Origin of the sequence: Helicobacter sp. MIT 03-1614, assembly GCF_000762925.2 — a bacterium.
In the GTDB taxonomy this organism is placed as follows: domain Bacteria; phylum Campylobacterota; class Campylobacteria; order Campylobacterales; family Helicobacteraceae; genus Helicobacter_C; species Helicobacter_C hepaticus.
The window spans coordinates 61,151-82,029 of record NZ_JRMS02000007.1 but is presented as its reverse complement, the minus strand read 5'-3'; the positions used below and the strand labels follow the sequence as shown (position 1 = coordinate 82,029).

At 35.7% G+C, this 20,879-nt stretch carries 26 protein-coding genes; 6 read left to right on the top strand and 20 right to left on the bottom strand.

Translation table 11 applies throughout. The features are described from left to right. Positions 1 to 3 precede the first annotated feature (3 nt). From LS66_RS06330 to LS66_RS06310, 5 genes are read left to right on the top strand one after another with little or no spacing between them, the layout of a single operon-like run. Positions 4 to 543: a HyaD/HybD family hydrogenase maturation endopeptidase gene (locus LS66_RS06330; RefSeq protein ID WP_011114902.1), complete on the top strand. Its 540-nt coding sequence runs from the start codon at positions 4 to 6 to the stop codon at positions 541 to 543. Further along, positions 540 to 2,333 carry a hypothetical protein gene (locus LS66_RS06325; RefSeq protein ID WP_034367355.1) on the top strand — a complete coding sequence of 598 codons (1,794 nt, stop codon included), beginning with the start codon at positions 540 to 542 and terminating at the stop codon, positions 2,331 to 2,333. Before LS66_RS06330 ends, LS66_RS06325 begins: the two co-directional genes overlap by 4 nt. A gap of 52 nt (positions 2,334 to 2,385) precedes the next feature. Then, the gene (locus tag LS66_RS06320; protein ID WP_034367352.1) at positions 2,386 to 3,156 is read left to right on the top strand and encodes an SIMPL domain-containing protein; all 771 of its coding nucleotides are present in this window, start codon (positions 2,386 to 2,388) and stop codon (positions 3,154 to 3,156) included. A 10-nt stretch (positions 3,157 to 3,166) separates the two neighbouring features. Continuing rightward, positions 3,167 to 4,318, top strand: a complete 1,152-nt coding sequence (locus LS66_RS06315; protein ID WP_034367351.1) for a PLP-dependent aspartate aminotransferase family protein — start codon at positions 3,167 to 3,169, stop codon at positions 4,316 to 4,318. A 1-nt stretch (position 4,319) separates the two neighbouring features. Beyond that, complete coding sequence (locus tag LS66_RS06310; RefSeq protein ID WP_034367348.1) at positions 4,320 to 5,261, top strand: cysteine synthase family protein; 942 nt, start codon at positions 4,320 to 4,322, stop codon at positions 5,259 to 5,261. On the opposite strand, the gene LS66_RS06305 is transcribed toward LS66_RS06310, so the two are convergent. Together LS66_RS06305 and LS66_RS10090 are read right to left on the bottom strand one after the other, a co-directional pair. Continuing rightward, the gene (locus LS66_RS06305; protein ID WP_138091950.1) at positions 5,239 to 6,018 is read right to left on the bottom strand and encodes a hypothetical protein; all 780 of its coding nucleotides are present in this window, start codon (positions 6,016 to 6,018) and stop codon (positions 5,239 to 5,241) included. The two genes, LS66_RS06310 and LS66_RS06305, sit on opposite strands and share 23 nt — an antisense overlap. After that, positions 6,012 to 6,173 carry a hypothetical protein gene (locus LS66_RS10090; protein ID WP_011114908.1) on the bottom strand — a complete coding sequence of 54 codons (162 nt, stop codon included), beginning with the start codon at positions 6,171 to 6,173 and terminating at the stop codon, positions 6,012 to 6,014. The genes LS66_RS06305 and LS66_RS10090 overlap by 7 nt, the downstream gene beginning before the upstream one ends. Before the next feature lie 95 nt (positions 6,174 to 6,268). Here LS66_RS10090 and LS66_RS06300 point away from each other — a divergent pair, with 95 nt between their 5' ends. Then, entirely contained in the window at positions 6,269 to 7,504 is a 1,236-nt protein-coding gene (locus LS66_RS06300) for a DUF2972 domain-containing protein (RefSeq protein ID WP_034368134.1), read from the top strand. Between the two features lie 37 nt (positions 7,505 to 7,541). On the opposite strand, the gene LS66_RS06295 is transcribed toward LS66_RS06300, so the two are convergent. From LS66_RS06295 to wecB, 18 genes are all read right to left on the bottom strand, one after another. After that, a complete protein-coding gene (locus tag LS66_RS06295) occupies positions 7,542 to 7,982 on the bottom strand; it encodes a GT-D fold domain-containing glycosyltransferase (protein WP_268903661.1) in 441 nt (146 codons plus the stop codon). Further along, a complete protein-coding gene (locus tag LS66_RS10390; RefSeq protein ID WP_034368128.1) occupies positions 7,949 to 8,449 on the bottom strand; it encodes a GT-D fold domain-containing glycosyltransferase in 501 nt (166 codons plus the stop codon). Before LS66_RS10390 ends, LS66_RS06295 begins: the two co-directional genes overlap by 34 nt. After that, positions 8,446 to 8,916, bottom strand: a complete 471-nt coding sequence (locus tag LS66_RS06285) for an alpha-1,2-fucosyltransferase (protein ID WP_052057515.1) — start codon at positions 8,914 to 8,916, stop codon at positions 8,446 to 8,448. The genes LS66_RS10390 and LS66_RS06285 overlap by 4 nt, the downstream gene beginning before the upstream one ends. Then, complete coding sequence (locus LS66_RS06280; RefSeq protein WP_034368125.1) at positions 8,892 to 9,338, bottom strand: hypothetical protein; 447 nt, start codon at positions 9,336 to 9,338, stop codon at positions 8,892 to 8,894. Before LS66_RS06280 ends, LS66_RS06285 begins: the two co-directional genes overlap by 25 nt. Positions 9,339 to 9,354: 16 nt before the next feature. After that, complete coding sequence (locus tag LS66_RS06275) at positions 9,355 to 10,446, bottom strand: DegT/DnrJ/EryC1/StrS aminotransferase family protein (RefSeq protein ID WP_034368123.1); 1,092 nt, start codon at positions 10,444 to 10,446, stop codon at positions 9,355 to 9,357. Further along, complete coding sequence (locus LS66_RS06270) at positions 10,430 to 11,434, bottom strand: alpha-1,2-fucosyltransferase (RefSeq protein ID WP_052057514.1); 1,005 nt, start codon at positions 11,432 to 11,434, stop codon at positions 10,430 to 10,432. Before LS66_RS06270 ends, LS66_RS06275 begins: the two co-directional genes overlap by 17 nt. Before the next feature lie 2 nt (positions 11,435 to 11,436). Beyond that, a complete protein-coding gene (locus tag LS66_RS06265) occupies positions 11,437 to 12,525 on the bottom strand; it encodes a glycosyltransferase family A protein (protein ID WP_034368137.1) in 1,089 nt (362 codons plus the stop codon). Positions 12,526 to 12,596: 71 nt separating this feature from the next. Then, positions 12,597 to 13,229, bottom strand: a complete 633-nt coding sequence (locus tag LS66_RS06260; protein ID WP_034368120.1) for a bifunctional 2-polyprenyl-6-hydroxyphenol methylase/3-demethylubiquinol 3-O-methyltransferase UbiG — start codon at positions 13,227 to 13,229, stop codon at positions 12,597 to 12,599. A 99-nt stretch (positions 13,230 to 13,328) separates the two neighbouring features. Then, positions 13,329 to 13,949, bottom strand: coding sequence for an aspartate/glutamate racemase family protein (locus LS66_RS06255; RefSeq protein WP_201273665.1), 621 nt, complete (start codon positions 13,947 to 13,949; stop codon positions 13,329 to 13,331). Positions 13,950 to 14,070: 121 nt separating this feature from the next. Next, positions 14,071 to 14,292: a hypothetical protein gene (locus LS66_RS06250; RefSeq protein ID WP_138091947.1), complete on the bottom strand. Its 222-nt coding sequence runs from the start codon at positions 14,290 to 14,292 to the stop codon at positions 14,071 to 14,073. Continuing rightward, on the bottom strand, positions 14,282 to 14,887 hold the full coding sequence (locus tag LS66_RS06245; protein ID WP_034368206.1) for a class I SAM-dependent methyltransferase: 606 nt from the start codon (positions 14,885 to 14,887) through the stop codon (positions 14,282 to 14,284). Before LS66_RS06245 ends, LS66_RS06250 begins: the two co-directional genes overlap by 11 nt. After that, positions 14,884 to 15,525 (bottom strand): NTP transferase domain-containing protein, encoded by a 642-nt coding sequence (locus LS66_RS06240; protein ID WP_011114920.1) that lies wholly within the window; start codon positions 15,523 to 15,525, stop codon positions 14,884 to 14,886. Before LS66_RS06240 ends, LS66_RS06245 begins: the two co-directional genes overlap by 4 nt. Further along, a complete protein-coding gene (locus LS66_RS06235; RefSeq protein WP_034368204.1) occupies positions 15,498 to 16,097 on the bottom strand; it encodes an HAD-IB family phosphatase in 600 nt (199 codons plus the stop codon). Before LS66_RS06235 ends, LS66_RS06240 begins: the two co-directional genes overlap by 28 nt. Beyond that, complete coding sequence (locus LS66_RS06230) at positions 16,094 to 16,501, bottom strand: hypothetical protein (protein WP_052057521.1); 408 nt, start codon at positions 16,499 to 16,501, stop codon at positions 16,094 to 16,096. The genes LS66_RS06235 and LS66_RS06230 overlap by 4 nt, the downstream gene beginning before the upstream one ends. Next, positions 16,459 to 17,562 carry a hypothetical protein gene (locus LS66_RS06225; protein WP_052057520.1) on the bottom strand — a complete coding sequence of 368 codons (1,104 nt, stop codon included), beginning with the start codon at positions 17,560 to 17,562 and terminating at the stop codon, positions 16,459 to 16,461. The genes LS66_RS06230 and LS66_RS06225 overlap by 43 nt, the downstream gene beginning before the upstream one ends. 60 nt (positions 17,563 to 17,622) lie before the next feature. After that, positions 17,623 to 18,774 (bottom strand): glycosyltransferase, encoded by a 1,152-nt coding sequence (locus LS66_RS06220; protein ID WP_034368202.1) that lies wholly within the window; start codon positions 18,772 to 18,774, stop codon positions 17,623 to 17,625. Between the two features lies 1 nt (position 18,775). Next, positions 18,776 to 19,726, bottom strand: coding sequence for a glycosyltransferase family A protein (locus LS66_RS06215; RefSeq protein WP_034368200.1), 951 nt, complete (start codon positions 19,724 to 19,726; stop codon positions 18,776 to 18,778). Beyond that, on the bottom strand, positions 19,719 to 20,834 hold the full coding sequence (gene wecB, locus LS66_RS06210; protein ID WP_034368197.1) for a non-hydrolyzing UDP-N-acetylglucosamine 2-epimerase: 1,116 nt from the start codon (positions 20,832 to 20,834) through the stop codon (positions 19,719 to 19,721). Before wecB ends, LS66_RS06215 begins: the two co-directional genes overlap by 8 nt. Positions 20,835 to 20,879: the final 45 nt, after the last annotated feature.

Below are 20,879 nucleotides of genomic sequence, written 5' to 3'. Positions count from 1 at the left end.
TGTATGAAAATTTTAGTGCTTGGCATTGGTAATATCCTCTTTGGTGATGAGGGTATTGGGGTGCATTTAGCCAACTTTCTTAAACTCAATTATCGCTTTAGCGGGGAAAATGAGGTAGAGTTTGTCGATGGTGGCACACTTGCTTCTATGCTCATTCCCCTGATTACTTCTTATGATAAGGTTCTTATTCTTGATTGCGTAGATGTCAATAATGCCAACATTGGTGAGGTATATTATTTTGATTTTGATAATGTGCCAAATATTATCACTTGGGCAGGAAGCGCACACGAAGTAGAGATGCTTCAAACATTGCGTCTTACCGCAATTAATGGTGATTTACCCCCTGTTAAAATTATTGGCATCATTCCTGAAGTCATTGGCGAAGATACAGCTTTTACTCTCTCACAACCTGTAAAAGAAGGTGCAAAGATTATGGAAAAGCTTGCTCTAGAATTTTTAGAAGAAAATGGTATCCACGCACAAAAAGTTGACAATAGAGATTTACAAGAAGTCGCTAATGGTTCTTTTAGAGGCTATGAATGATTTATGATTTTAGATTCTATAATAAAAATCAAGATGAAAGCTTTTTTCTCTTTCTCCTTGCTTCAAAAGCTCAAGTCCTTAACTTAGAAGCATTTTTTTATACATACGCAGAACATACACATTGTTTAATCCCCAACATACCAGCCTTAAGAGAATCTTATACGCAAATTTGTCCAAATCAGCCTATTCCTTCTTTGTTTGATTGTCCATACGAAAGCAAAGCCTACGCCCAACTTATTTTACAATTTGCCAATGAGATTTCACTTGAACTCCCACTCTCATTGTATTTTTGCTTTCGCGAATTACATACAATCGCGCCACCAACACCATTTTATACAACTCTTTGCAAAGAATCTTTTCGCCAATCTCTTCCTCACGCATTCCCTGAATTACCTCTGCATATACAAAATTCATTTCAAGATTCGCACACTATTCTCACACAATTTCATACACCCAAAACATATTATTATACTGCCTTAGAGACAAAAGAGATTCTTAATTCCTCAAGTGATATGTTTGCACTTCTTAATCCGCCTAATTCCTATGTACATAAACCGCTTATTTCTCCAGACAAAACATATTTTATACACATTGTAAATATGCTTAAGGAAAAACAAAGTGTGCCTTTTTGCACACAACGAGGCGTGCAGATTCTCTCTCTTTCTCCCACTCCCCATACACACACAACTATACTTTGTGATATTGCCTCAATTAAAACTTACTTTCGCACACATCAAGCCCATATTGATACGCTTGCAAGTTTTGAAAAACCTCTTACACATCTTGTGCCAAAGGAAGTATTCCAAGAACACTTCCCTATTGATGAGTGTGGCTTAGTATTGATTGGACTTCCCTATGATATGCCTCTAGCCCTCATTAGTGCATTACTTTTGCAAGATGATATCGGATACTTTTTTCTCTCTTATGATATGCAACACACTTATCCAGCGCCTTTTGATTTTTGCCATTCTCAAGCATTCAATGCACAAACTCTCACTATCTCGCATAATGGCATACTCATTGATACACATATTGCACAGCAATATACTTTAGAATCTCTCATTAACGCACATCTTCACACATATACACAAACTGATATTTCTACACCCTCTGAAGATTCCCTCCCTCAATCTCATCTCATCATCTACCTTAGCACAACTCACCCAAGCGCATTTCTTATTAAAGATCAAAGATCAAAAATCCTTCTTGATATTGCCTTTGAATGTAATCCTCATCTTATACTCCAAAATATTATTCAATCGTATGAAAACGGAGATGAACTCATTAAAAGCTTTGGGGCACATTCTCCACAGCTTTTAAAACGTATCTTTGCCTTGCCCGAAACATCACAGCTTTCACATAATCTTACTGATATATTTGGTGTTATTTCATTTATACTTGGCTTTAGCTCCACTTATGACACTCCAACTGATAAAAATGCACTTTTTTATCGTGCCTATCGTTTTGTTCGCGAAAGAGGACCGCGCATTGATTATAAACTTTTACGCAAAGATAATACAATTTCACTTGATTACAATCGTATTGTCCGCTCTTGCATAAGCTTTAAATGCGCAGATATGGAAGATGAGATTCTTGCTTATGGCGTGCTTGATTCTCTAAGTGAATTTCTTGCTACCCTCGTGCGTGATACCAAAACAAATCTTGCTATTGATAATGTTCTCTTGCTTGGCGATATGCTAGGCAATAGTATATTTCTTGATAAACTCTTAGGTTACCTCCCCAAAGATATTCATTTAATTTTGCCCCAAGATGGTATGCTAGATTACTAACAAGTTACCCAAAATAGCTATAATCCACACTTATTTTATACAAGGAGTGATTATGAAAGCTTTATCTTTTGCCTCAATATTAGGAATTGTAGGATTTACCCTTATGATAAGTGCGTGCAGTGATGAAAAAAACGCATTTAACACCAATGAATGCCCCAAAAATGCACTTTGTTTGTATAAAAATGTCTCATTTTCACAAAATATTATGCCTAATGCTTATAAAGCAAGTATTCGCATTACAGAAAGTGATACTTTGCGTAAAGGTGGTGAGATAGAATCTGCAACCAAAAAAGATATTGCTAATACGCTCAATGACATTATTACGCTTAGTAAGCGAAAAGGGTTCTGTGAAGGCGGCAATCACGATTTACGTCCAAATATTCAATATAAAGATGGGGCAGCACGTGATACCGTTGGCTACACACTTAGCTTTAGTCTTGAATGCGATGTGCCAAGTAAGCAAAAAAAAGATTATGATGCCTTTATTGCTGATATTGATAAAAAAATCAATAAAAATAAATATCTTAGCTTCCTTGCTCCTAATGTTAATATCATTGCTACTCCTCAAGCTTGGCAAGAAGCTCAAGATAAAACCTTTGGTGGTGCGCTTAAGCTTGCTAAAGAAAGTGCACAAGAATATTCTAAGATTCTTGATAAGAAATGCACCCTTGTAAGCGCTGATGCTATTAATAATACTCTCGCACCACGCGAGTTTGCTAAAGTAAGCAATATGAGTGCTTCTTCTGATGTAAGCTGGGAACTGCCCTCACCCAAAGAGCAAGAAATCACAGCAAAAATTCAAGTCAAATATATTTGTAAATAAAGGATATTGTATGAAAAGCACGCTTGATACATTGCTGATACACGGGGGAGCAACCACAGACCCACGAACAGGTGCAGTTAATATCCCTATCTATCAAACTTCTACCTATGCCCAAAGTGCGCTCGGAGAACATTTAGGATATGAATACTCACGCACTAAGAATCCAACGCGAGATGGCATTGAGAGCCTTATTGCCCAATGTGAGGGTGGAAAATTTGGCTTCGCTTTTGCTTCGGGTATGGCAGCTATTGGCACGATTTTAAGTCTCTTTCAAAGTGGAGATTGCATTATCATTTCAAATAATGTCTATGGTGGCACTTTTAGAATCTTAGATAAAGTTTTTTCACATTTTAATATTAGCTATAAAATTGTTGATACACGTGATTTGAAAGCATTAGAATCTGCTATTACGCCCGAAGTCAAAGCTGTGCTTATTGAAACTCCAGCAAATCCGCTTCTAAGTGTTACGCCTTTAGAGCAGGTTGCTATACTTGCGAAAAAAAAAGGTATTTTAAGCATTGTAGATAATACCTTTATGACGCCTTATTTACAAAAACCTTTAGATCTTGGCATTGATATCGTGGTGCATTCAGCAACAAAATATCTTGGAGGACATAGCGACCTTATAGCAGGACTCGTAGTTGTAAATGATTCTGCACTTGCAGAACGTATCGGCTTTTTACAAAATAGTATTGGAGGAGTGTTAGCACCTTTTGATAGCTTTTTGCTTATTCGCGGTATGAAAACACTCGGGGTGCGTCTCCAGCGCCATTGTGAAAATGCTCTCTTTTTAGCACAAGCGCTTAGCGAGCATAGTGGGGTTGAAAAGGTATATTATCCCGGACTTAAAAGTGATGAAGGCTATCAAATACAAAACTCACAGGCTCGTAGCGGTGGAGGAATGCTAAGTTTTGAACTCAAAAAAAACTATGATTATAGAATCTTTTTTAAATCCACGCAAACAATCGTTTTAGCCGAAAGTTTAGGAGGTGTAGAATCCTTGCTTTGCCACCCTGCATCTATGACTCACGCTTCAATCCCCAAAGATGTGCGTGAGCGTATGGGTATAAGCGAACATCTTATCCGCCTTTCTGTTGGTATTGAATATGCACAAGATTTACTTGATGATTTAAATCAAGCCATTAAAAAAGCAAAGGTATAGTATGCTCTATCGTTCAAGTCTTGAACTTATAGGGCATACACCACTTTTAGAACTTACTCATTTGAATATTGCAAACAATAACCGCATTTTTGCAAAGCTAGAATTCTATAATCCTGCAGGAGGAATAAAAGACAGGGTAGCTCTTTACATCTGCCAAAAGCTTAAGGAAAAAGGTCTTTTACATAAAGATTCTGTTATTATTGAAGCTACTGCAGGGAATACAGGACTTGGTATCGCCTTTGTGGCACAACATTTTGGGTGCAAAGCTATTCTTATCGTGCCTGATAAATTCTCTATTGAAAAACAGATTCTAATGCGCGCACTTGGCGCACAAGTCATCAATACGCCCAAAGAAAAAGGAATGCAAGGTGCTATGGACAGAGCACAAGAAATGTTATCTTGCACACCTTATGCTTTAAGTCTTAATCAATTTGAGAATCTTGATAATCCACAAGCACATTATCTTACTACAGCTAAAGAAATTTATGATGATATGGCAAAAGTGCAAGCAAATAGTGAAAATGGCTCTGACGCACTCATTGATTATCTTGTATGTGGTGCTGGGAGCGGAGGGAGCTTTAGCGGTATAGTTGGTTATCTTAAAGAGCAAGATTCTCGCATAAAAGGTGTGCTATGCGACCCTGTAGGCTCTATTATCGGTGGTGGTGAAGAGGGTTGTGCAAATATTGAAGGGATTGGTAATAACTTTATCCCTCATACAATGGATATTTCACTCATTGATAGTGTGCAAAAAATCACAGATGAGGAAGCTTATGAGGGTGTAAGAATGCTAGCTAAAAATGAGGGAATCTTAGCAGGCATATCTTCTGGAGCGTGTTTGATAGCTTGTCTAAAACTCGCTAATGAAGTGCAAAATAGCCTGATTGTAACACTTTTTGCAGATGACTTAAGCCGTTATTTTAGTCGCAATTTAATTGATTAATATTTACCCTTTCCCTCAGCACAGGATAAGATTCTAAGAGAGTATGCAAGACTTTATCATTTATTCCACCTTTTGCATTCTCTAGCCACAATGTCCCACATTTTGTATAATCTACATAACTCATAAATTCTGTATAGTTTTCCTCTACGACATTGATTTTTGTCTCCTTGAGCAATGCCATAGCCCAAAACCAAATATCATCTTGATGGGGTGCGAGATGTAAAAACTTCTGCTCATCTAAAACATCTTTATATAAACAATGCGGAGGATAGAGAACTCCACCTACACCTGTAAAGAAATTTAAGAATGAAGGTGAAGTTTGAATATGAGATATGCAAGATTCCCATTGCATATAAGGCAATAAACTACCACTCTCATCAAAGGAGATTCTATGTGCTCTATGGCAATGGATATATTGTTGATTCTCCACATAAGCATTATAGAGTTTGCTTAACCAATCTTTAGGATAAATCACATCATCATCACAAGTTACAATAATTGCATTAAGATAATCTTGCAAAGTTGGAATGAGCTTTTTATAAGATTTGATATTTTTTTCACACCATTTTATCTCCAAGCCGTGATTTGTAAAGTCAAGCACACTTGAAGGTAAATCTTGTTCTTTATTTGGAAATTCTTCTTTAGAGAGCCAAAGGATAAGTTTATGAGGTTTAAGCGTTTGTGTCAAAAGTGAATAAAGCGTGTAATGTAAAGTGGGGATTCTTAAGGGATAAGAAGTGAGTGAAGCAACTAGCAAGTTTCCTCCACACTACTAAGTGCGTTACGCACATATTCTATTTCATTTTGAGATAATTGCAATGGATAATGCTTAGGATTTGCACTTTGTTTATCTGCTTCTATCTTTTTAGCATTTTTTGACTTTTTAAGCTTTGCTTTTAACTGCCTAAACATTCCCACTCCTTTAACTTTAGCCAACCAAATCATAAACTATTCTCCCTTAATTTTTAGATATAATTTAAGCTTATTTTGCACTTAAAGGATTCTCAATGCACAAACCAAAAAGTAAAACCTTAACCCTTATCAAAGAACAAGGCATTTTTGTAGGTATTCAATATATGTTTCTCAAAAAGTTTGCGAAATTCATAGCACCCATTTTGTTTAGGCTAAATCGCCCAATTCCGCATAACTATCAATTTTACTTTATCACCTACCACGCCACAGGACATAATGCGATGTTGCAATTTTTGCAAAACTGTAACATTTCGCTAAATGTAGAGTTCAAAGAAAGTGGATTTGAACGATACAAGAAAAATTATATGAGATTAAGCACAAATCCAACCTATGCAGCCCTTGCGCTGTGCGAATATAATTTTAAAGACTTTGCCAAATATACCCACACTCTTAATGCCAAAGTGCCAGCTTTGATTTTGGTGCGCGACCCAATTTCTATTCTTAAATCTATCATTAATTTTGTTACGCACCCACAAGAGCATATAAAAATAATGGCGGGGGGGGGGCAAAATAAACTTTTTGACTATCTGCAATATAACGCTTACAATCCCCAAACTAAAGAATCTTACAATACAAACTCTCCTTGCCTTGATAAAATAGAATCTTATATTACTGGGTGGCAAAACCAAAATGAGTTCCAATCCTGCTTTATCCTCAATGAATTGCTTACATCTCTGCCGCATATCACGCAAAAGCATTATATAGATATGAGTGAAATTACTAAAGACAAAGCTTTTGAAACAATGAGGGATTTAAGCCATATCTTTGGCTTTGAAAAACCTAAAGAGGCAGATAGACATCTTTTTGAAGAGCAAGCCTATGCACATTTATATTTCCTTTTTCCCTTACACCTTTGCCTCCCGATACAAGATTGCACAATCACTCTTACTCTTACAAAATGGGCAAAAGACATAGACATCACAAATAAAATTATGCCGCCCTCCTATCAAAACAATCCCGATTTAGAAAATTGCAAGGTCTATGTCAAAACGTATAAAGAAGAGCAAATCATTCAAACACATTTTGCACAAATCCAAAGCGAACTTATAGCGACACTAGAGACACTTTTAGCCATTGTGAAACACAAAAAATCAGCCGCATTAAGTGAAAAAGATGTGTTGGCATATTTTGCTACACACCCACAAGTGGCAAGGGAATTCAAAGCAATTTGTGATAAAGATTTGCAAGATTTAAAGCGTGAGAGAGCAGACATTATAGAATCTTGGCAACATTATCAAGCCTTTGAAACCTTGTGTGAGAAGTTGTTTTGAAATTGCTCATTTTGGGGCAATCTTGTGCAACATATATTTACTCATCAGGGGCAAAAAATTCCGCTATACCTTGCAAATCCATTTTTACATTGCGTTTATACGCATCATAATCCTTAATACTATGCCCAATATCAAGCACACGATAGCCAAGCTTAAACATCTCATAACCCAAAGCTTTACCCGCAGGTCCTAGAGCAAAAATAAGCACATAGTCTTTGCTAAATTTTAGAATCTGTTCTTTTAAGCGTGGAACTCCTTGATAAGCGTGTTTAGTCGCTCCATAGATATAAAAAATCTCTTTAACTCCCTCAAAAATGCTATATTGCACATTCGCTAATACTTTATCCCCGCAAATTACCACAATTTTTTTATCTACAAAAAGTTGCTTAAGTAGCGCATAATGCCGCTCAAAATCATACTTTTCCAAAGTAGCATAGATTTGACTCATTTCTGTCGCACCATATTCTTTGTGTGGCACAAGATACTTCTTAATGGTATGATAATTATCTGTGAGCCAAGTATATTTAACTCTGGAACACGATTATTGCAAGGTAAGTGAAAATAGGCATAGCCCAAACCAATGAGGAGATTCTCATCTTGTGAGGTAATAGCTTCTTGCAAAGTTTGAGCAAGATATTTATCATATTCTTGAAAGGGTATGCTTTTACCCTCCATAATATCATATTCACCATCGCCAAAACGAATAAAGCTTTTTTGAGATTGTAATAAAATTTCCAAAGTCTCAAAGCTATCTTTCACAATAGGCGGTGCGATTTTATCAAAGTCATTTTTGATTTCATCGCGCAACATATCTGCAAAATGAAGAAAATAGGTTGGAGTGGGAGCAAATGTAAGCAAACTTGATAATTTATTATCCATTTCTTTGAGGTTATACCTCGCTAAATATCTAATGTTTCTAACAAAAGTTTTAAGAGAGTATTTCATAATACCACCTCTTTGGCTGCTTCTATCTTAATCCAATCTTCACAAATAATTTCATCAGTGCCAAGTAGCCAAGGCGTTGGAGCGATGATAATTTTATGGGGATTGTTGATAAGGTAGGCTGCCCACCACGAATAAGTGCTATTTGCCACTATGCCATTTTGGCAATGTGCCATAAGGATTAAATCTTCATAATGATTATTTTCATCAATTTCTTGCGTAGTCATATCCACAAAAGGATAACCCAAATCAAGATTCTGTGCAAACTCTCTATCCGCACAGAAAAGAAAAAATTGAGGATTGTTTATTTTACTTACAATAGTAGCCACTGCCTTTTTATGATAGCTCACATCTATTTGACACGAATGCGTGAGATAATCACCGCGTCTGATATGGATAAAAACGCTATTTTTAGCTTGGAGAATCTGCTCTAATTTATGTTTATTTATTTCGCTTTTAATGGGGGGCATAATATCTCCTTTATATGAGAGGATATATTTTTAAAATATTGAGGATTTTGAAACCAACCATAAAAATATGTAAAAGAATTTGGCTTTAAATACTCTGTTATGTATTTATCATAAGTAGCACAACTATTCGTAGCTCTAGGATAGCCTATGCGCTTTAGAATACTTCTTATTATTTTAGGTTTGCTTTCAAAATACCTAATTTTTTCCTTAGCATAGGCGATTTGTTCTTGTGTCGCATAAGGCAAATCAATATTGAAAATATCTAAACTAAAGGGAATAGAATGCTTTTTCCCCTCTACTTCAAACCAAGTTTTATCAAGCAAAATAGGCATTTGCAAATGATACTCTAAACTCTTAGCAAAGGCATATTGAAACATTTGATTGCCTAAGCCACAGGTAAGTTCTACGATTTTATATTGCATTTTATCTCCTTAGATTCTATTCTTTAAACGCATTCACAGCATCTATCACTATGCCTACTTGCTCATCGCTCATCACAGGACTTATAGGCAAGGATAGCACTTCTTTGTGAATACGCTCGGTAATGGGCAGATTCAAATGATTATATTGCTTGTAAGCCTGCTGCTTGTGCGGTGGGATAGGATAATGGATAAGCGTTTGGATTCCACTCTGACTCAAATGCTCTTGCAAACGCGCGCGATTTTTCGTGCGCACGACAAAGAGATGCCACACCGCCCCCTCCTCGCTTTGAACCTGCGGGAGGATAATACGCTCGTTTTGAATCTGCTCTCTATAAACTCTCGCAATCTCTTGTCGCCGCTTATTATCCTCATCAAGGATTTTAAGTTTGAGGCGCAAAAATGCCGCTTGGACTTCATCAAGCCTAGAATTTAGCCCTGCATAGAGGTTTTCATATTTGATATGTGAGCCATAATTCCCTAATGCGCGGATTCTCTGTGCCAAAGCTTCATCATTTGTAACCACACAGCCACCATCGCCTAATGCACCTAAATTCTTACCCGGAAAAAATGAGAATCCACTTACATCGCCCAAACTCCCTACTCTCTTGCCTTGATAGATTGCGCCGTGCGCTTGTGCGGAATCTTCTATGATTTTTAAATCATATTTTTGTGCTAAATCCCAAACTTTCTGCATTTCCACCGCCTGTCCATACAAATGCACGACAAGAATTGCTTTAGTTTTTGGTGTGATACGCTCCTCAATCAAATCCACATCAATATTATAAGTCTTTAAGCTTGGCTCTACAAGCACAGGTGTGCAGCCATTATCAGTGATTGCCAAAATGGAAGCGATATAGGTATTTGCAGGGACGATAATCTCATCACCCACGCCAAATCCAAATGCTTTAATGCTAAGTCGCAAAGCGTCTAAACCATTTGCACAACCTACACAATAATTTGTCCCACAATACGCGCTAAACTCACGCTCAAAGGCTTTGCCTTGCTCGCCCAAAACATACCAACCACTCTCTAACACTTCGCAAAAAGCAGATTCCATCTCTGCACTCAATCTTTGATTTATCGCCTTGACATCAAGAAAGGGAACCATTTGCAAACCTTTTTATCTTAAACTTTTCAAGCACTTGCATTATCTTTCTCCTTATATAAGCGCGAATTAAGCGGCGCATTTCTTTTGAGCTGGGAGACAAGTGGGGGGGGGCAGAATATACCAAAGGTGAGTGTTGCACACTCTCTCCCCAATTCACACACATTACATTTTCTACCTCTTTAAAAATATTACGATAGCGAGGGGTAATCAAAAGCGGATTGTGAGGGGAAAGAATCTTCGCATATCCTCCCATACCTCCGTGTGAGCCGATGATATTGCGACACCGACTTAAAAGATACAAATCCAAATAGCCCTGACTTGGGTTATTCACATCGCAGATTCTATAAGTTTTGCCCTTAAGCAGTGGGACAATCTGCTCTTTGACAAAAGCTAAATCATCACTGAAGAGATAAAAGCTACTTTGTGGGTGCAAAAGGCATATTAGCTCTATGCTTTTGGCAAAATACTCATTGCTCGTAGGATTGCCATAAACAATATGAGGCTGGGATAAATCCCCTCGCCTGATATGCACCCCACAAGGAGAGGGAGAAGATTCTATCTCTTGGAGCAATGCGGCAAAAGGTGTGTTGCCCTCTTGTAATTCTTGTGGCTTGAAATGCTCTCTTAAAAGCCCAGCATAACGCGTATCAAACACTCTCCCCAAATATCCTCCAACATAAAGCGGGGGCTGACACATAATCACATCATTGTCATCTACAAAATAATGTTTCCTATAATGAGCCACTTCTTCTTTGCTTGCAATTTTTAGAGACAACGCAGGAAAGGCTTTAGGAATATCAAAGCTCACATCATAAACTTTATCATAACTTTTACTTGGATTGAAGAACCCTTTGCCACTTTCCTCAAACCAGCTTAAATCATATTTGACTTTTATGCCTTTTTCCTCAAACGCAAGCCCAAGCGTAATAAAAGCAATTTGACTTGCTATCCCACCATCTACTCTAATAATCACTAAATTATCTTTCATTATTATCCTTTTATCATCAATGCAATTAAAAATATGCAAAGCACAAGAGATAGAGCAAGGGTAGCATTAAAGGCTCTTTTGTATTTCTTATATTTAAGATAAATTTTAGTATGTGCTTCATCAAGAGATTCTATAAGCTTCAAATAATCCTTAAACTCAAAGTTATAGAGTTCTTTTAACTTCTGCGCACCCTCTTTGCTTGCATAAGATTCCATAATTTGATGATAACCCCACATTCTATTTAACTCTATGGGCGAGAGAAGTGCGACTCTCCCTAAGAAATACTCCAAAATTGACGCATTGGGGGTAATATTGAGCGTTTTAATTTCCCTAGCAAAAACACTTTTGCATAATTCCTCCGCTCCAGCGATATTTTTAAACTCTAAAAAAGTATCCATTAGTTTAGATTTCTCCATATTTTCGCGTTTAAATGTATTTCCGTTGAGTGCGCTAATATTGTTCGTGCGTTCGTCAAAACGATAGAGCACAAGAATTTCATCAAGAAGCACGACCCCCCCCCGTAGAAGTAATTTTATGTGCATTTGCACATCTTGGTAGTTACACATTGCCCTATCTAATGGATAGAGAATCTCTGCAAAATCTGACTTTCTTAGAGCCATACCCGGTGAAGTCAAACAATTTCCTTTCATAAAAAGATGATGTAAAAGCTCGTATCTGCTTCTTCGTGCTACCTCAAGGATTTCTAACTTTTGATTATCCTTATCTATTTTCATTAGCTGTGGATAAATCGCTTTTGCATTAGGATTTTGTTCTAAGCTTTGGTGCAAGATTTCTAGCGCATTTGGTTCTAGTATATCATCAGTGGCTAAAAATACGAGATATTCTCCGCTTGCATTTTCAAAGGCAGTATTCAAACTTGCATTAATACCTTGATTATAAGGGTGTTGGACTAGCTTTATACGCGCATCTTTGCACTTTAAAATCTCCTGCACATTTCTATCAGTAGAGCAATCATCTACGATGATACATTCAAAATCACTAAAACTCTGCGCTAGAATGGATTGTATAAAGAATCCAACAAAGTTCTCGTGATTAAAACTCGGGGCTAAAATAGAGATTTTAGGAGACATTAAGGCTCTTTCCTTTTAATTTGTAAATAAAGGAGGAATTATACAGAAAATTGATGAATTGCTCTATATTTTTAAACACAAGAAGCTACAATCGCATAAAAATGTGTATTATCCCAGCGATTTGCTTCGGGCGGATAAATATCGCACACTTCTACGATTCTATGTCCTAAAGAAATCAAAATCTCTTTTTCCCTCTCTATCCACCGATATTGTGAATAATAATCTCTCTTTTGCTCCTGTGAATAGCCAGAAATATTGATTGTCTCATTAATGCCAAATTGGTTTTTGATGATAAAAATCCCTTGAGGCTTTAAAAATTGCTGATATTTTTTATACAAAACTTGCGCTTCTTCATCATTCGCATAGTGCATAATCCCAAATGCACTTATAATATCAAACTTCTCTTTTGTATCAAAATCAAACAAATCTTCATTGTAAATTGTAATTTTTTGCTCTTTTGCAATAAACTTTGTAAATTCTTTAAATTTATCTACACAAACAATTTTATCTACATAAGGATAAATTTTATTTACAATCAGCCCACTGCCCGAACCCAAATCCAAAATATGTGATTTCTCATTAGCATATTTTAAAATAAACTTTGCATCAATATCTGAAAAATCCGTGTTATTTGCAAGTTTTACAGAATTTTGATTTGCTCCTTTGCTCAAAGCCTTAAAAAAATCTAATGCCTTTTCATTCATTCAACACCTCTTTTAAAATTAAATCTTTTAGCACTTCTAGGCTATCTATATTTTCTTTTTCGTAATAATCTACACGAATATCTGTGCAACCAAGTAGGATTATATTCCCCCCCCCCCGAGTAAATGCTCACATACTTGCTTAAAGATATTTTTAGGACGCGCTTTAGAATCCATAGTATCAAAACGATGAGCATTTTTGATATTACAAATCCCTTGCGTAACTTTTTTTTGAAACTCTGCATTCGGATAGATGATTTTCACTTCTGGACAGATTTTCTCAAAATATCTTTCATATACTCTGCCTTTTAAACAACCATCACTTGCGACTAAACCAACAGATTTTGCCCCGCTTTGCTTTACCTTTAGCACTGCAGATTCTATTAAGTTAAGCATTTTTACTTGTGGAAGTGCTGCTTTAATAGTTTCAAAGCTATAATGCGCAGTATTACAACACATACAGAGTGTTTGTGCACCAAAATTTTGCAATCTTTTGGCTATGTCTATATAATCTTTAGTAAAATCCTCTCCCTTACCCTCTAAATACATACTGCGGGAGGGAGCTTGGGTCGCTTGAAAAGTAAGGATTTGAGGGTGATGTGCGTCCCTAAAAGCTCCTTTTTGGGTAAGCTCTATTTCAAGAAGCTCATTGAGTTTATTTGTAGCAGCTACTCCTGCTCCACCGATGATTCCAACTATTTTTGATTTTTCAACTGCTTCCATTGTCTCATTTCCTCTTGGGTAAGTGGAATCTTATATTGTGCGAGATTTGTGATGATTTGAGCAACATTTGGGTGGGTAAAAAGCTCTCCACCTTAGATTTGCAAGGCTTTGATTTCATTGCTTACTCCTTTTGTAAGATACACATATAAGATTCTACTGCTCTTTGAGTGTTCGCAATCTCTTGTGTAACGGTATGTATAATTTTCTCCTGCACGATTTTAAACCCTAACTTTTCAAAAAGTGCTAAATATTTCGCGCGACTTCGCGCCACCATCCAATAATTCCCATTTGCATAGTAATAAAAATCTTCCGCGCTAGAGTTGGTATTATCTTTATAAATCATAAGCCCCCCCCCCCCGCAAAGCAGTATAGAGTTTGGATAGAATATTCTCGCACTTTTCCCATTCTAAAATATAAGTTAAAACCCCCATAAAAGAAATACAATCATAAGTTTGTTCTATTTTTAGAGTGCTTACATCACCTTGATTGAAAGTAATGTTTGAAATATGGGCAAAATCTTTTTGATTAATTTCCCTTGCACCCTCTATCAAGGCAGGAGAATAATCATACGCCATAATTTTTTTGACAAAAGGAGCAAATATAAACGTCCATTCTCCATTTGCACAACCCATATCTAGTAGAGTATCACTCTTTTGGAGCTTAGGAATAAAGCTAGATTCTATAAATGTTTTTTGCTCTTCAAATCTCGCAGGTAACACACTTTTAAGATTCCAAAATTTGCTTGTTAAATAAAACAAAGGAGTTTTCTCGGAATTTTGCGAAATCACTGCACAGATGGCTTCATAAGAAGTGCTAAAAACACCTCTATTATTATTCCATAGCTGCAAATCTTTAGCATATTCTTGTGGAATCACTAGTTTAAAAGGTTTAGTAAAATATCTTTTGATTTTATTCTTGAGTTTTCTTAAAAAATTCATTCTCTCCTCCATTGTTTTAAGATTTTAAGTGCGTTTTGATAATCATCATAAGTGTCTATATCCACTGCACGGATTTTAATCCCTCTAAGCGGTAGATAAGTCTCTAGCTGATTATAGACATTACCTGAAGTGAATTTTACATTTTCTCTTTTAATGCAACAAGGTCCTGTCCATTCATAATCACCATTTTGACGAGAGAAAGATTCCACTTCTCCCGCACTATTGACGCTTACAAACACCGGCTCACTTGAGCTTATATCTGTATAAGCTATCCATTCTCCACTTTGGTTTAAAAGCATTGCCATATCTTGGGGATTAACGAGTAAATCTCCATCATACTCCATTACATAAGTATTTGCATCCCTTGCTCCTAGATAAAAACTCGCTCCCGTTTTGGTATCAAAATAATTATGATTATAAACAAAAATCGCATCTTTCCTATATTTCAAAACTTCCTCAATCACCAAAGACGCTTGAAATCCTACAACAATGCGCACATCTTCTACATCTTTAAAAAGCTCTAATTGCCAAGCAATCAAGGATTTACCATCAATGTTTATTAAGGCTTTTGTAGAATTAAGCCCCAGCCTAGAACCAATCCCCGCACAACTTATAACAACTGATAAAGCAGTCTGCATAATGCCTCCTCGCTAAAGATTGCATAGTCCGCAACAGATAAAACACCCGGTGATGGTTTATGCGTGATACCAGAGGCTATGGAAATATCTGCTAACCTCATCGCTTCTACATCATTATTCCCATCACCTATAAAAATCACTTTTTGCCCTTGTGCTTGAAACTGCTTGACAATGGATTCTTTTTTGAGAATGTGGGTGAGTTTTAAGACATTATTATCCTGCAAAATGCTACTAGAGCTAAAAGTCTCACAACCAACCTTTGCTACAAGTTTGTCAATCCAGCATTCTAAATTCCCTGTAGCTATACAACATTGACGTTTATGTTCCTTTATAAACGCATTTAAATGCTCATATATTTCTATTTGCTCAAGCAAATCTGCAATTTTATCCACAGGCAATTTACCCAAAATATTCACACGAGAGATAAAAGATTCCATAAAAGGAATATTTCCTGCGATTGTCTCTTGCGTGAGATTATCTATTTCTGCTTGGACATTAAAGAATTTTGCTATTTTGGGCAAGGTTTCTTCTTTGGTAATTGTTCCATCTAAATCAAAGATAAATCGTTTCATTCCCTATACTCCTGCAAGAAAGATTTCAACTCCCTAACACACATTTGTGCAACATTGGGATAATTGATTTTGATATATTCTTTGGCAAAAGTAAGACGAGATTGCTTCATAGAATCTTGTTCTTGTAATACAACAGAATCTATAAAATTTATAATGTCCTTTTCACTAGAGACAAGGTAGATATGTTTGCATATTTCTTTGCCAAAACGCGTAAATTCTCGCTCAATCGTATCTTGAGATTCTATAATAAAGGCTTCAGGTTTATCAGTGTAGAGCCATTCTGCCATAAATCCGGCACAATCGTGGATTAGTGCGGAAGAAGTAGCAAAACTCTCGAAATAATCCCCACCCTCTTGGTAAATCATATTGGGGATTTGTGCGATTTGTTGGAGATAATTTTCCACAAAGAGTTCGCTATTCCCCCCCCTCGCTCATAAATCTTAAATCTTATGAGGTGCGTAAATAAAAGAGGGTGTGGACGAAAAATAAAATCAATTTGAGGATAAAGCTTAGGGAGTTTTAAGAAAAATTCGCTTAGGCGCATAAAATTGGAGAGATATAAAGGAAAATCCTCTAAGGTTAAAGTATGATGAGGAGCGATGATGATTTGCTTTCTCTCCTTATTACTTTCTTGCCCTTGTGCTAAGAATTTTGCTAAAGAATCTAACTTTGGATAACCTATGAGTTTGAGATTCTTAACTTTTGCTATTTGATGAGTTTTAATCAATTCACAATTATTTTGATTTTCTACATAAATATTCCACAATAAACTATATTCCAAAGTAGCATAAACACCTAAAGTATAATTTAAATACCCTGTATAACCATAAGGCATATAAATACTTAAAGCAAATTGTGATAAATAAAATATCGTATAAAATTTATACACCATAGAATCATAAGGATTATCAAAATACGCTATATCCAAAGTAGAGCTAAAATCAATAAAATCTTTTTTTGTCTCATCATAAGAATGTAAAATCTTATCTTTATACTCTGGGTAAGATTCACAAAGACTTTTATAAGTCTTTGTCATTTCTCTAAACATTCTCTCTTCTCCTCTTGAAGTATCAGGTATTACAAGCACAAAAGGTTCAAATGTGCAATCTTTAAGCATTTGCTCAAAGATTGCTCGGGCAGAAAATACACAATCAGAGATGATTAAAAACCCTACTCTAACAGGTTTTCCCTCTTTGGAGGCAGATTGAATCCTTTGCAAAATAGTCTTATAGTTATTTTGTGTTTGTTCTATGAATTCTAATTTTTCTTGATTGCCTCTTTTACGCAAAATAGGCAATATAAAAAAGAGGCGATAATCTACACGATTATCTTTAAAACGCTTAAGTAATAAAGGAAATTTAAAGAAAAAAAGAGGGAGATAAATTTTTGTTCTTAAATTGCCCTTATACATATCATTTTTGATATAAAGACATCGTCTTATTGTAGCTTTTATACCTTTGTTCATACCCCCCCTCCTATTTACAAAATACACAATATGGTATTTAAGAACAAAAAATGAAATGGATTATGTCAAAACTTTCCTTAATTTTTTAAATAATTTTAATTTAATACGCTCTGCCTTAATTCTTGATTTTTCTTTACTCAAAATTTTTTTTGAATACGAAGTTTCATTCACACATTGCAAAAATTTATCTATATGTTTCTCTATCAAAAAACTCTCAAAATGTGCTCTTGCCTCTTTGGAACGATGAGACATATTGGCTAAAAAATCATTTAAAATCTGCTCTAAACTCATTAGCTCTTTTTCAGGGATTAAACCTAAATTCATTTCATATCCTAAAACATAATTTCTAAGCTTAAATGTCCAAAGGAAACAATCACTAGAGGAATTTTCAGTCGTATAAAACACCATTGCAGCAGGCACACCACATTTTTCTGCCTCTAGCATAGAAGTTCCCATAGCAAAGCAAATATCACAATTCTTTTGCAAATAAAGTGGTAAATCTTTGGGCGAGAGTGTGCCTAGATAAATAACCTCATAAGGATATTCTCTAATGAGATGCTTAGAATCTCCCTCCCCTATGATATGTAGCTTTATCTTTTTGGCTAAATCTAGCTTCTCTAAGTTATCCATTAGGTTAATTAAAGCATAGATTTTATCCCTACTTAGTCTCCCCACCCAAGCAATATGAATGCACTCTTTATCAACTAAAATTTCTTTAGTAAATGAACAAGGATAATCCTCAAGCACTACGGGCACAATGTGCTTTTGCTCTACTTTAGAAGAAGAAAATTCCTCTGTGGTAATTTTTGTTGCTTCGTCCATACAAATTAAAGCATTATGATGTATCATTGTTTGGATTCTCTTGACTTCATTTTCTAAACTTAACCTTGAACAATAAGCCATTGCGCCACTCTCTTTTATATGTAATACCCAAAAAAGAAAAAAGAGATTTTTTGTTTTTATTTGTGAAAACTTATAAATACAATGTGGTGGGGCTACTATGCAAGAATTTTCAGGCAAAATAATGCTTTTTCCTACTGCAATTTTCTCCACACGCTCACTTAAAAGTTCATTGATACAGCTCTCTGCGGAATTAATATAGCCAACTTTTATTTTTGGGTAGTGTTGCGCAAGAAAATTTAGCAAGCGCACAAAGAGTAATTCTGCGCCGCCGATAACTTGTGTAGGATAAAAAACATAAATATTTCTCATTTTAGCTTTGCCTTAATTTATGCTTTCTACTAAGTAGCCAAATCCAAAACTTGATACGATAGAACAACCCTAATGTATAAAGATATTTTAAATATTTTTCATCTTTTAGGCTAACATAACAATTTCTCAAATGAACATAGAAATCTCTTTTTTCCTTGGGAGAGCAGTTTTTCCAAATCTCTTTAAGTTTGAAATCCTCTCCGTTAATCAAGCACAATCTCACTTGAGACCTCACATCTAAATCTACATTGGGATATTTTGCTATATATAAGGGCAGGTATTTTATGAGTAAGGATTCTGTTTTACCAGCGACTTCAGCAAATCCTTGCGTATAAGTCAAACTGCTTGGATGTCGCCTATATACATAATGCTTTTTATGAATCGCTCCCATTTCCCCTGCTAATCCTAATCTTAAGAAATAATCATAATCCTCTACTTTAAATTGAGATTCATCATATTCTCCTATCGACTTTGCCACTTTTGCTCTGTATAAAAAACACGCCCCTATGCTATCCCAAGAAATCAAATCTGCTATTTTCGTGCTAGCGATAAAATCTTCCTCTTTAAAGCCATTGTGTTTGATAATCGTATAATCTGTGCAGACAAGCACTTTATTTGGATTTTCCTCAAGGTAAGCCACCATTTCCTCAATCGCATTCTCTAAATAATAATTATCATCTGAAGTCCAAGTCCAATATTCTCCACTTGCCGCATTAAAGCCTATGTTGAGAGACCTTGGTAACTTTTGATTGATTGTATTATGAATGATTTTAATCCTAGAATCTTTTTTTGCAAATTCTTCTATAATGCGAGGTGTGCTATCAGTAGAGCAATCATTGACAATAATCAATTCTAAATTTTTATAACTCTGTTTTAATACACTCTCTATACTTTGGGCTAGGAACTCCTCTCCATTAAAAGTAGGCAGAACTATACTCACTAATTTATCCATTTAAAAATCTCCTTATAATTTTCTCAATTTTTTGGCTTGCCTTTCCATCTCCATAGGGATTTACACCCTCTATTGTGTAGCCTTGAGACAAAACCTTTGTTGCTTCTTTAATAATCTCACTACTCTTTGTGCCTACAAGTTTTGCAAATCCCTTTTTGACACCCTCCATTCTTTCTGTCCTATGGCGCAAGATTAAAATAGGCACACCAAAAGTTGGGGCTTCCTCTTGTATGCCTCCACTATCTGTTAAAACAAGTTTTGCTTTTTGCAATATATAAACAAGTTGAGGATAATCTAAAGCCTCTGTAAGAATGATATTGTGATGTGTGGATAACCTTTGGCACACTCTATTTTTTACATTTGGATTAGGGTGTAGCGGTAGGATAAATTGATGAGAGGGGAATTTGGAAGATAGTGCCTCTATGGAATCTAAAATATACTCTAGTCTCTGCCCGTGATTTTCTCTTCTATGAGCAGTAACCAATACTATACCCCCCCCCCTGACAACATTCACATTTTTTGATTTCCAAAATTTTGATGCACTTTGCAATGCTTTTTTATTAAGTAAAGAAAGTGCATCAATTCCTGTATTGCCTACTTGATAGATTTTATCTTTGCTTATTCCCTCTTTTTTGAGAGATTTAGCAGATTTTTTCGTTGGTGCAAAATGCAGGGTTGTAATTCTACTTACCATTTGCCTTATTGCTTCTTCTGGAAATGGCTCAAATAAATCGTAAGAACGCAATCCTGCTTCAATATGAAAAATAGCCGCCTTATGATAAAAGCTAGTGAGCGCACCTGCGAAAACGCTCATCGTATCTCCTTGAATAAATACCCCATCAATTTTATGATTTTTAAAAACCTCTTCTAATTTTACTAAAATTCTAGCCTGCAATGATGATAAACTCTGATTTTCTACCATTACTCCTAGATTTATATCCGCTTTTAAGCCAAAAAAATTCAAAGCTTGATGAGATAACTCTTTTTGTTGTTCTGTATTGCAGAGGATAACATTATATTTTTGAGGATATTTTTTAAATTCTAGCATCACAGGAGCTAATTTTATCGCTTCGGGTCTCGTCCCAAAAATAAATAACAAGTTTTTCATTCTTTCTATTGTTCCTTAATGATATTTGCCCTTATTTTAGCAAAA

Bases quoted from the DNA above. Each gene is read 5' to 3' on its own strand.
- LS66_RS06330 (WP_011114902.1), top strand. From the start codon at position 4: ATGAAAATTTTAGTGCTTGGCATTGGTAATATCCTCTTTGGTGATGAG.
- LS66_RS06325 (WP_034367355.1), top strand. From the start codon at position 540: ATGATTTATGATTTTAGATTCTATAATAAAAATCAAGATGAAAGCTTT.
- LS66_RS06320 (WP_034367352.1), top strand. From the start codon at position 2,386: ATGAAAGCTTTATCTTTTGCCTCAATATTAGGAATTGTAGGATTTACC.
- LS66_RS06315 (WP_034367351.1), top strand. From the start codon at position 3,167: ATGAAAAGCACGCTTGATACATTGCTGATACACGGGGGAGCAACCACA.
- LS66_RS06310 (WP_034367348.1), top strand. From the start codon at position 4,320: ATGCTCTATCGTTCAAGTCTTGAACTTATAGGGCATACACCACTTTTA.
- LS66_RS10090 (WP_011114908.1), bottom strand. From the start codon at position 6,173: ATGTTTAGGCAGTTAAAAGCAAAGCTTAAAAAGTCAAAAAATGCTAAA.
- LS66_RS06300 (WP_034368134.1), top strand. From the start codon at position 6,269: ATGCACAAACCAAAAAGTAAAACCTTAACCCTTATCAAAGAACAAGGC.
- LS66_RS10390 (WP_034368128.1), bottom strand. From the start codon at position 8,449: ATGAAATACTCTCTTAAAACTTTTGTTAGAAACATTAGATATTTAGCG.
- LS66_RS06285 (WP_052057515.1), bottom strand. From the start codon at position 8,916: ATGCCCCCCATTAAAAGCGAAATAAATAAACATAAATTAGAGCAGATT.
- LS66_RS06280 (WP_034368125.1), bottom strand. From the start codon at position 9,338: ATGCAATATAAAATCGTAGAACTTACCTGTGGCTTAGGCAATCAAATG.
- LS66_RS06275 (WP_034368123.1), bottom strand. From the start codon at position 10,446: ATGGTTCCCTTTCTTGATGTCAAGGCGATAAATCAAAGATTGAGTGCA.
- LS66_RS06270 (WP_052057514.1), bottom strand. From the start codon at position 11,434: ATGAAAGATAATTTAGTGATTATTAGAGTAGATGGTGGGATAGCAAGT.
- LS66_RS06265 (WP_034368137.1), bottom strand. From the start codon at position 12,525: ATGTCTCCTAAAATCTCTATTTTAGCCCCGAGTTTTAATCACGAGAAC.
- LS66_RS06260 (WP_034368120.1), bottom strand. From the start codon at position 13,229: ATGAATGAAAAGGCATTAGATTTTTTTAAGGCTTTGAGCAAAGGAGCA.
- LS66_RS06255 (WP_201273665.1), bottom strand. From the start codon at position 13,949: ATGGAAGCAGTTGAAAAATCAAAAATAGTTGGAATCATCGGTGGAGCA.
- LS66_RS06250 (WP_138091947.1), bottom strand. From the start codon at position 14,292: ATGATTTATAAAGATAATACCAACTCTAGCGCGGAAGATTTTTATTAC.
- LS66_RS06245 (WP_034368206.1), bottom strand. From the start codon at position 14,887: ATGAATTTTTTAAGAAAACTCAAGAATAAAATCAAAAGATATTTTACT.
- LS66_RS06240 (WP_011114920.1), bottom strand. From the start codon at position 15,525: ATGCAGACTGCTTTATCAGTTGTTATAAGTTGTGCGGGGATTGGTTCT.
- LS66_RS06235 (WP_034368204.1), bottom strand. From the start codon at position 16,097: ATGAAACGATTTATCTTTGATTTAGATGGAACAATTACCAAAGAAGAA.
- LS66_RS06225 (WP_052057520.1), bottom strand. From the start codon at position 17,562: ATGAACAAAGGTATAAAAGCTACAATAAGACGATGTCTTTATATCAAA.
- LS66_RS06220 (WP_034368202.1), bottom strand. From the start codon at position 18,774: ATGAGAAATATTTATGTTTTTTATCCTACACAAGTTATCGGCGGCGCA.
- LS66_RS06215 (WP_034368200.1), bottom strand. From the start codon at position 19,726: ATGGATAAATTAGTGAGTATAGTTCTGCCTACTTTTAATGGAGAGGAG.
- wecB (WP_034368197.1), bottom strand. From the start codon at position 20,834: ATGAAAAACTTGTTATTTATTTTTGGGACGAGACCCGAAGCGATAAAA.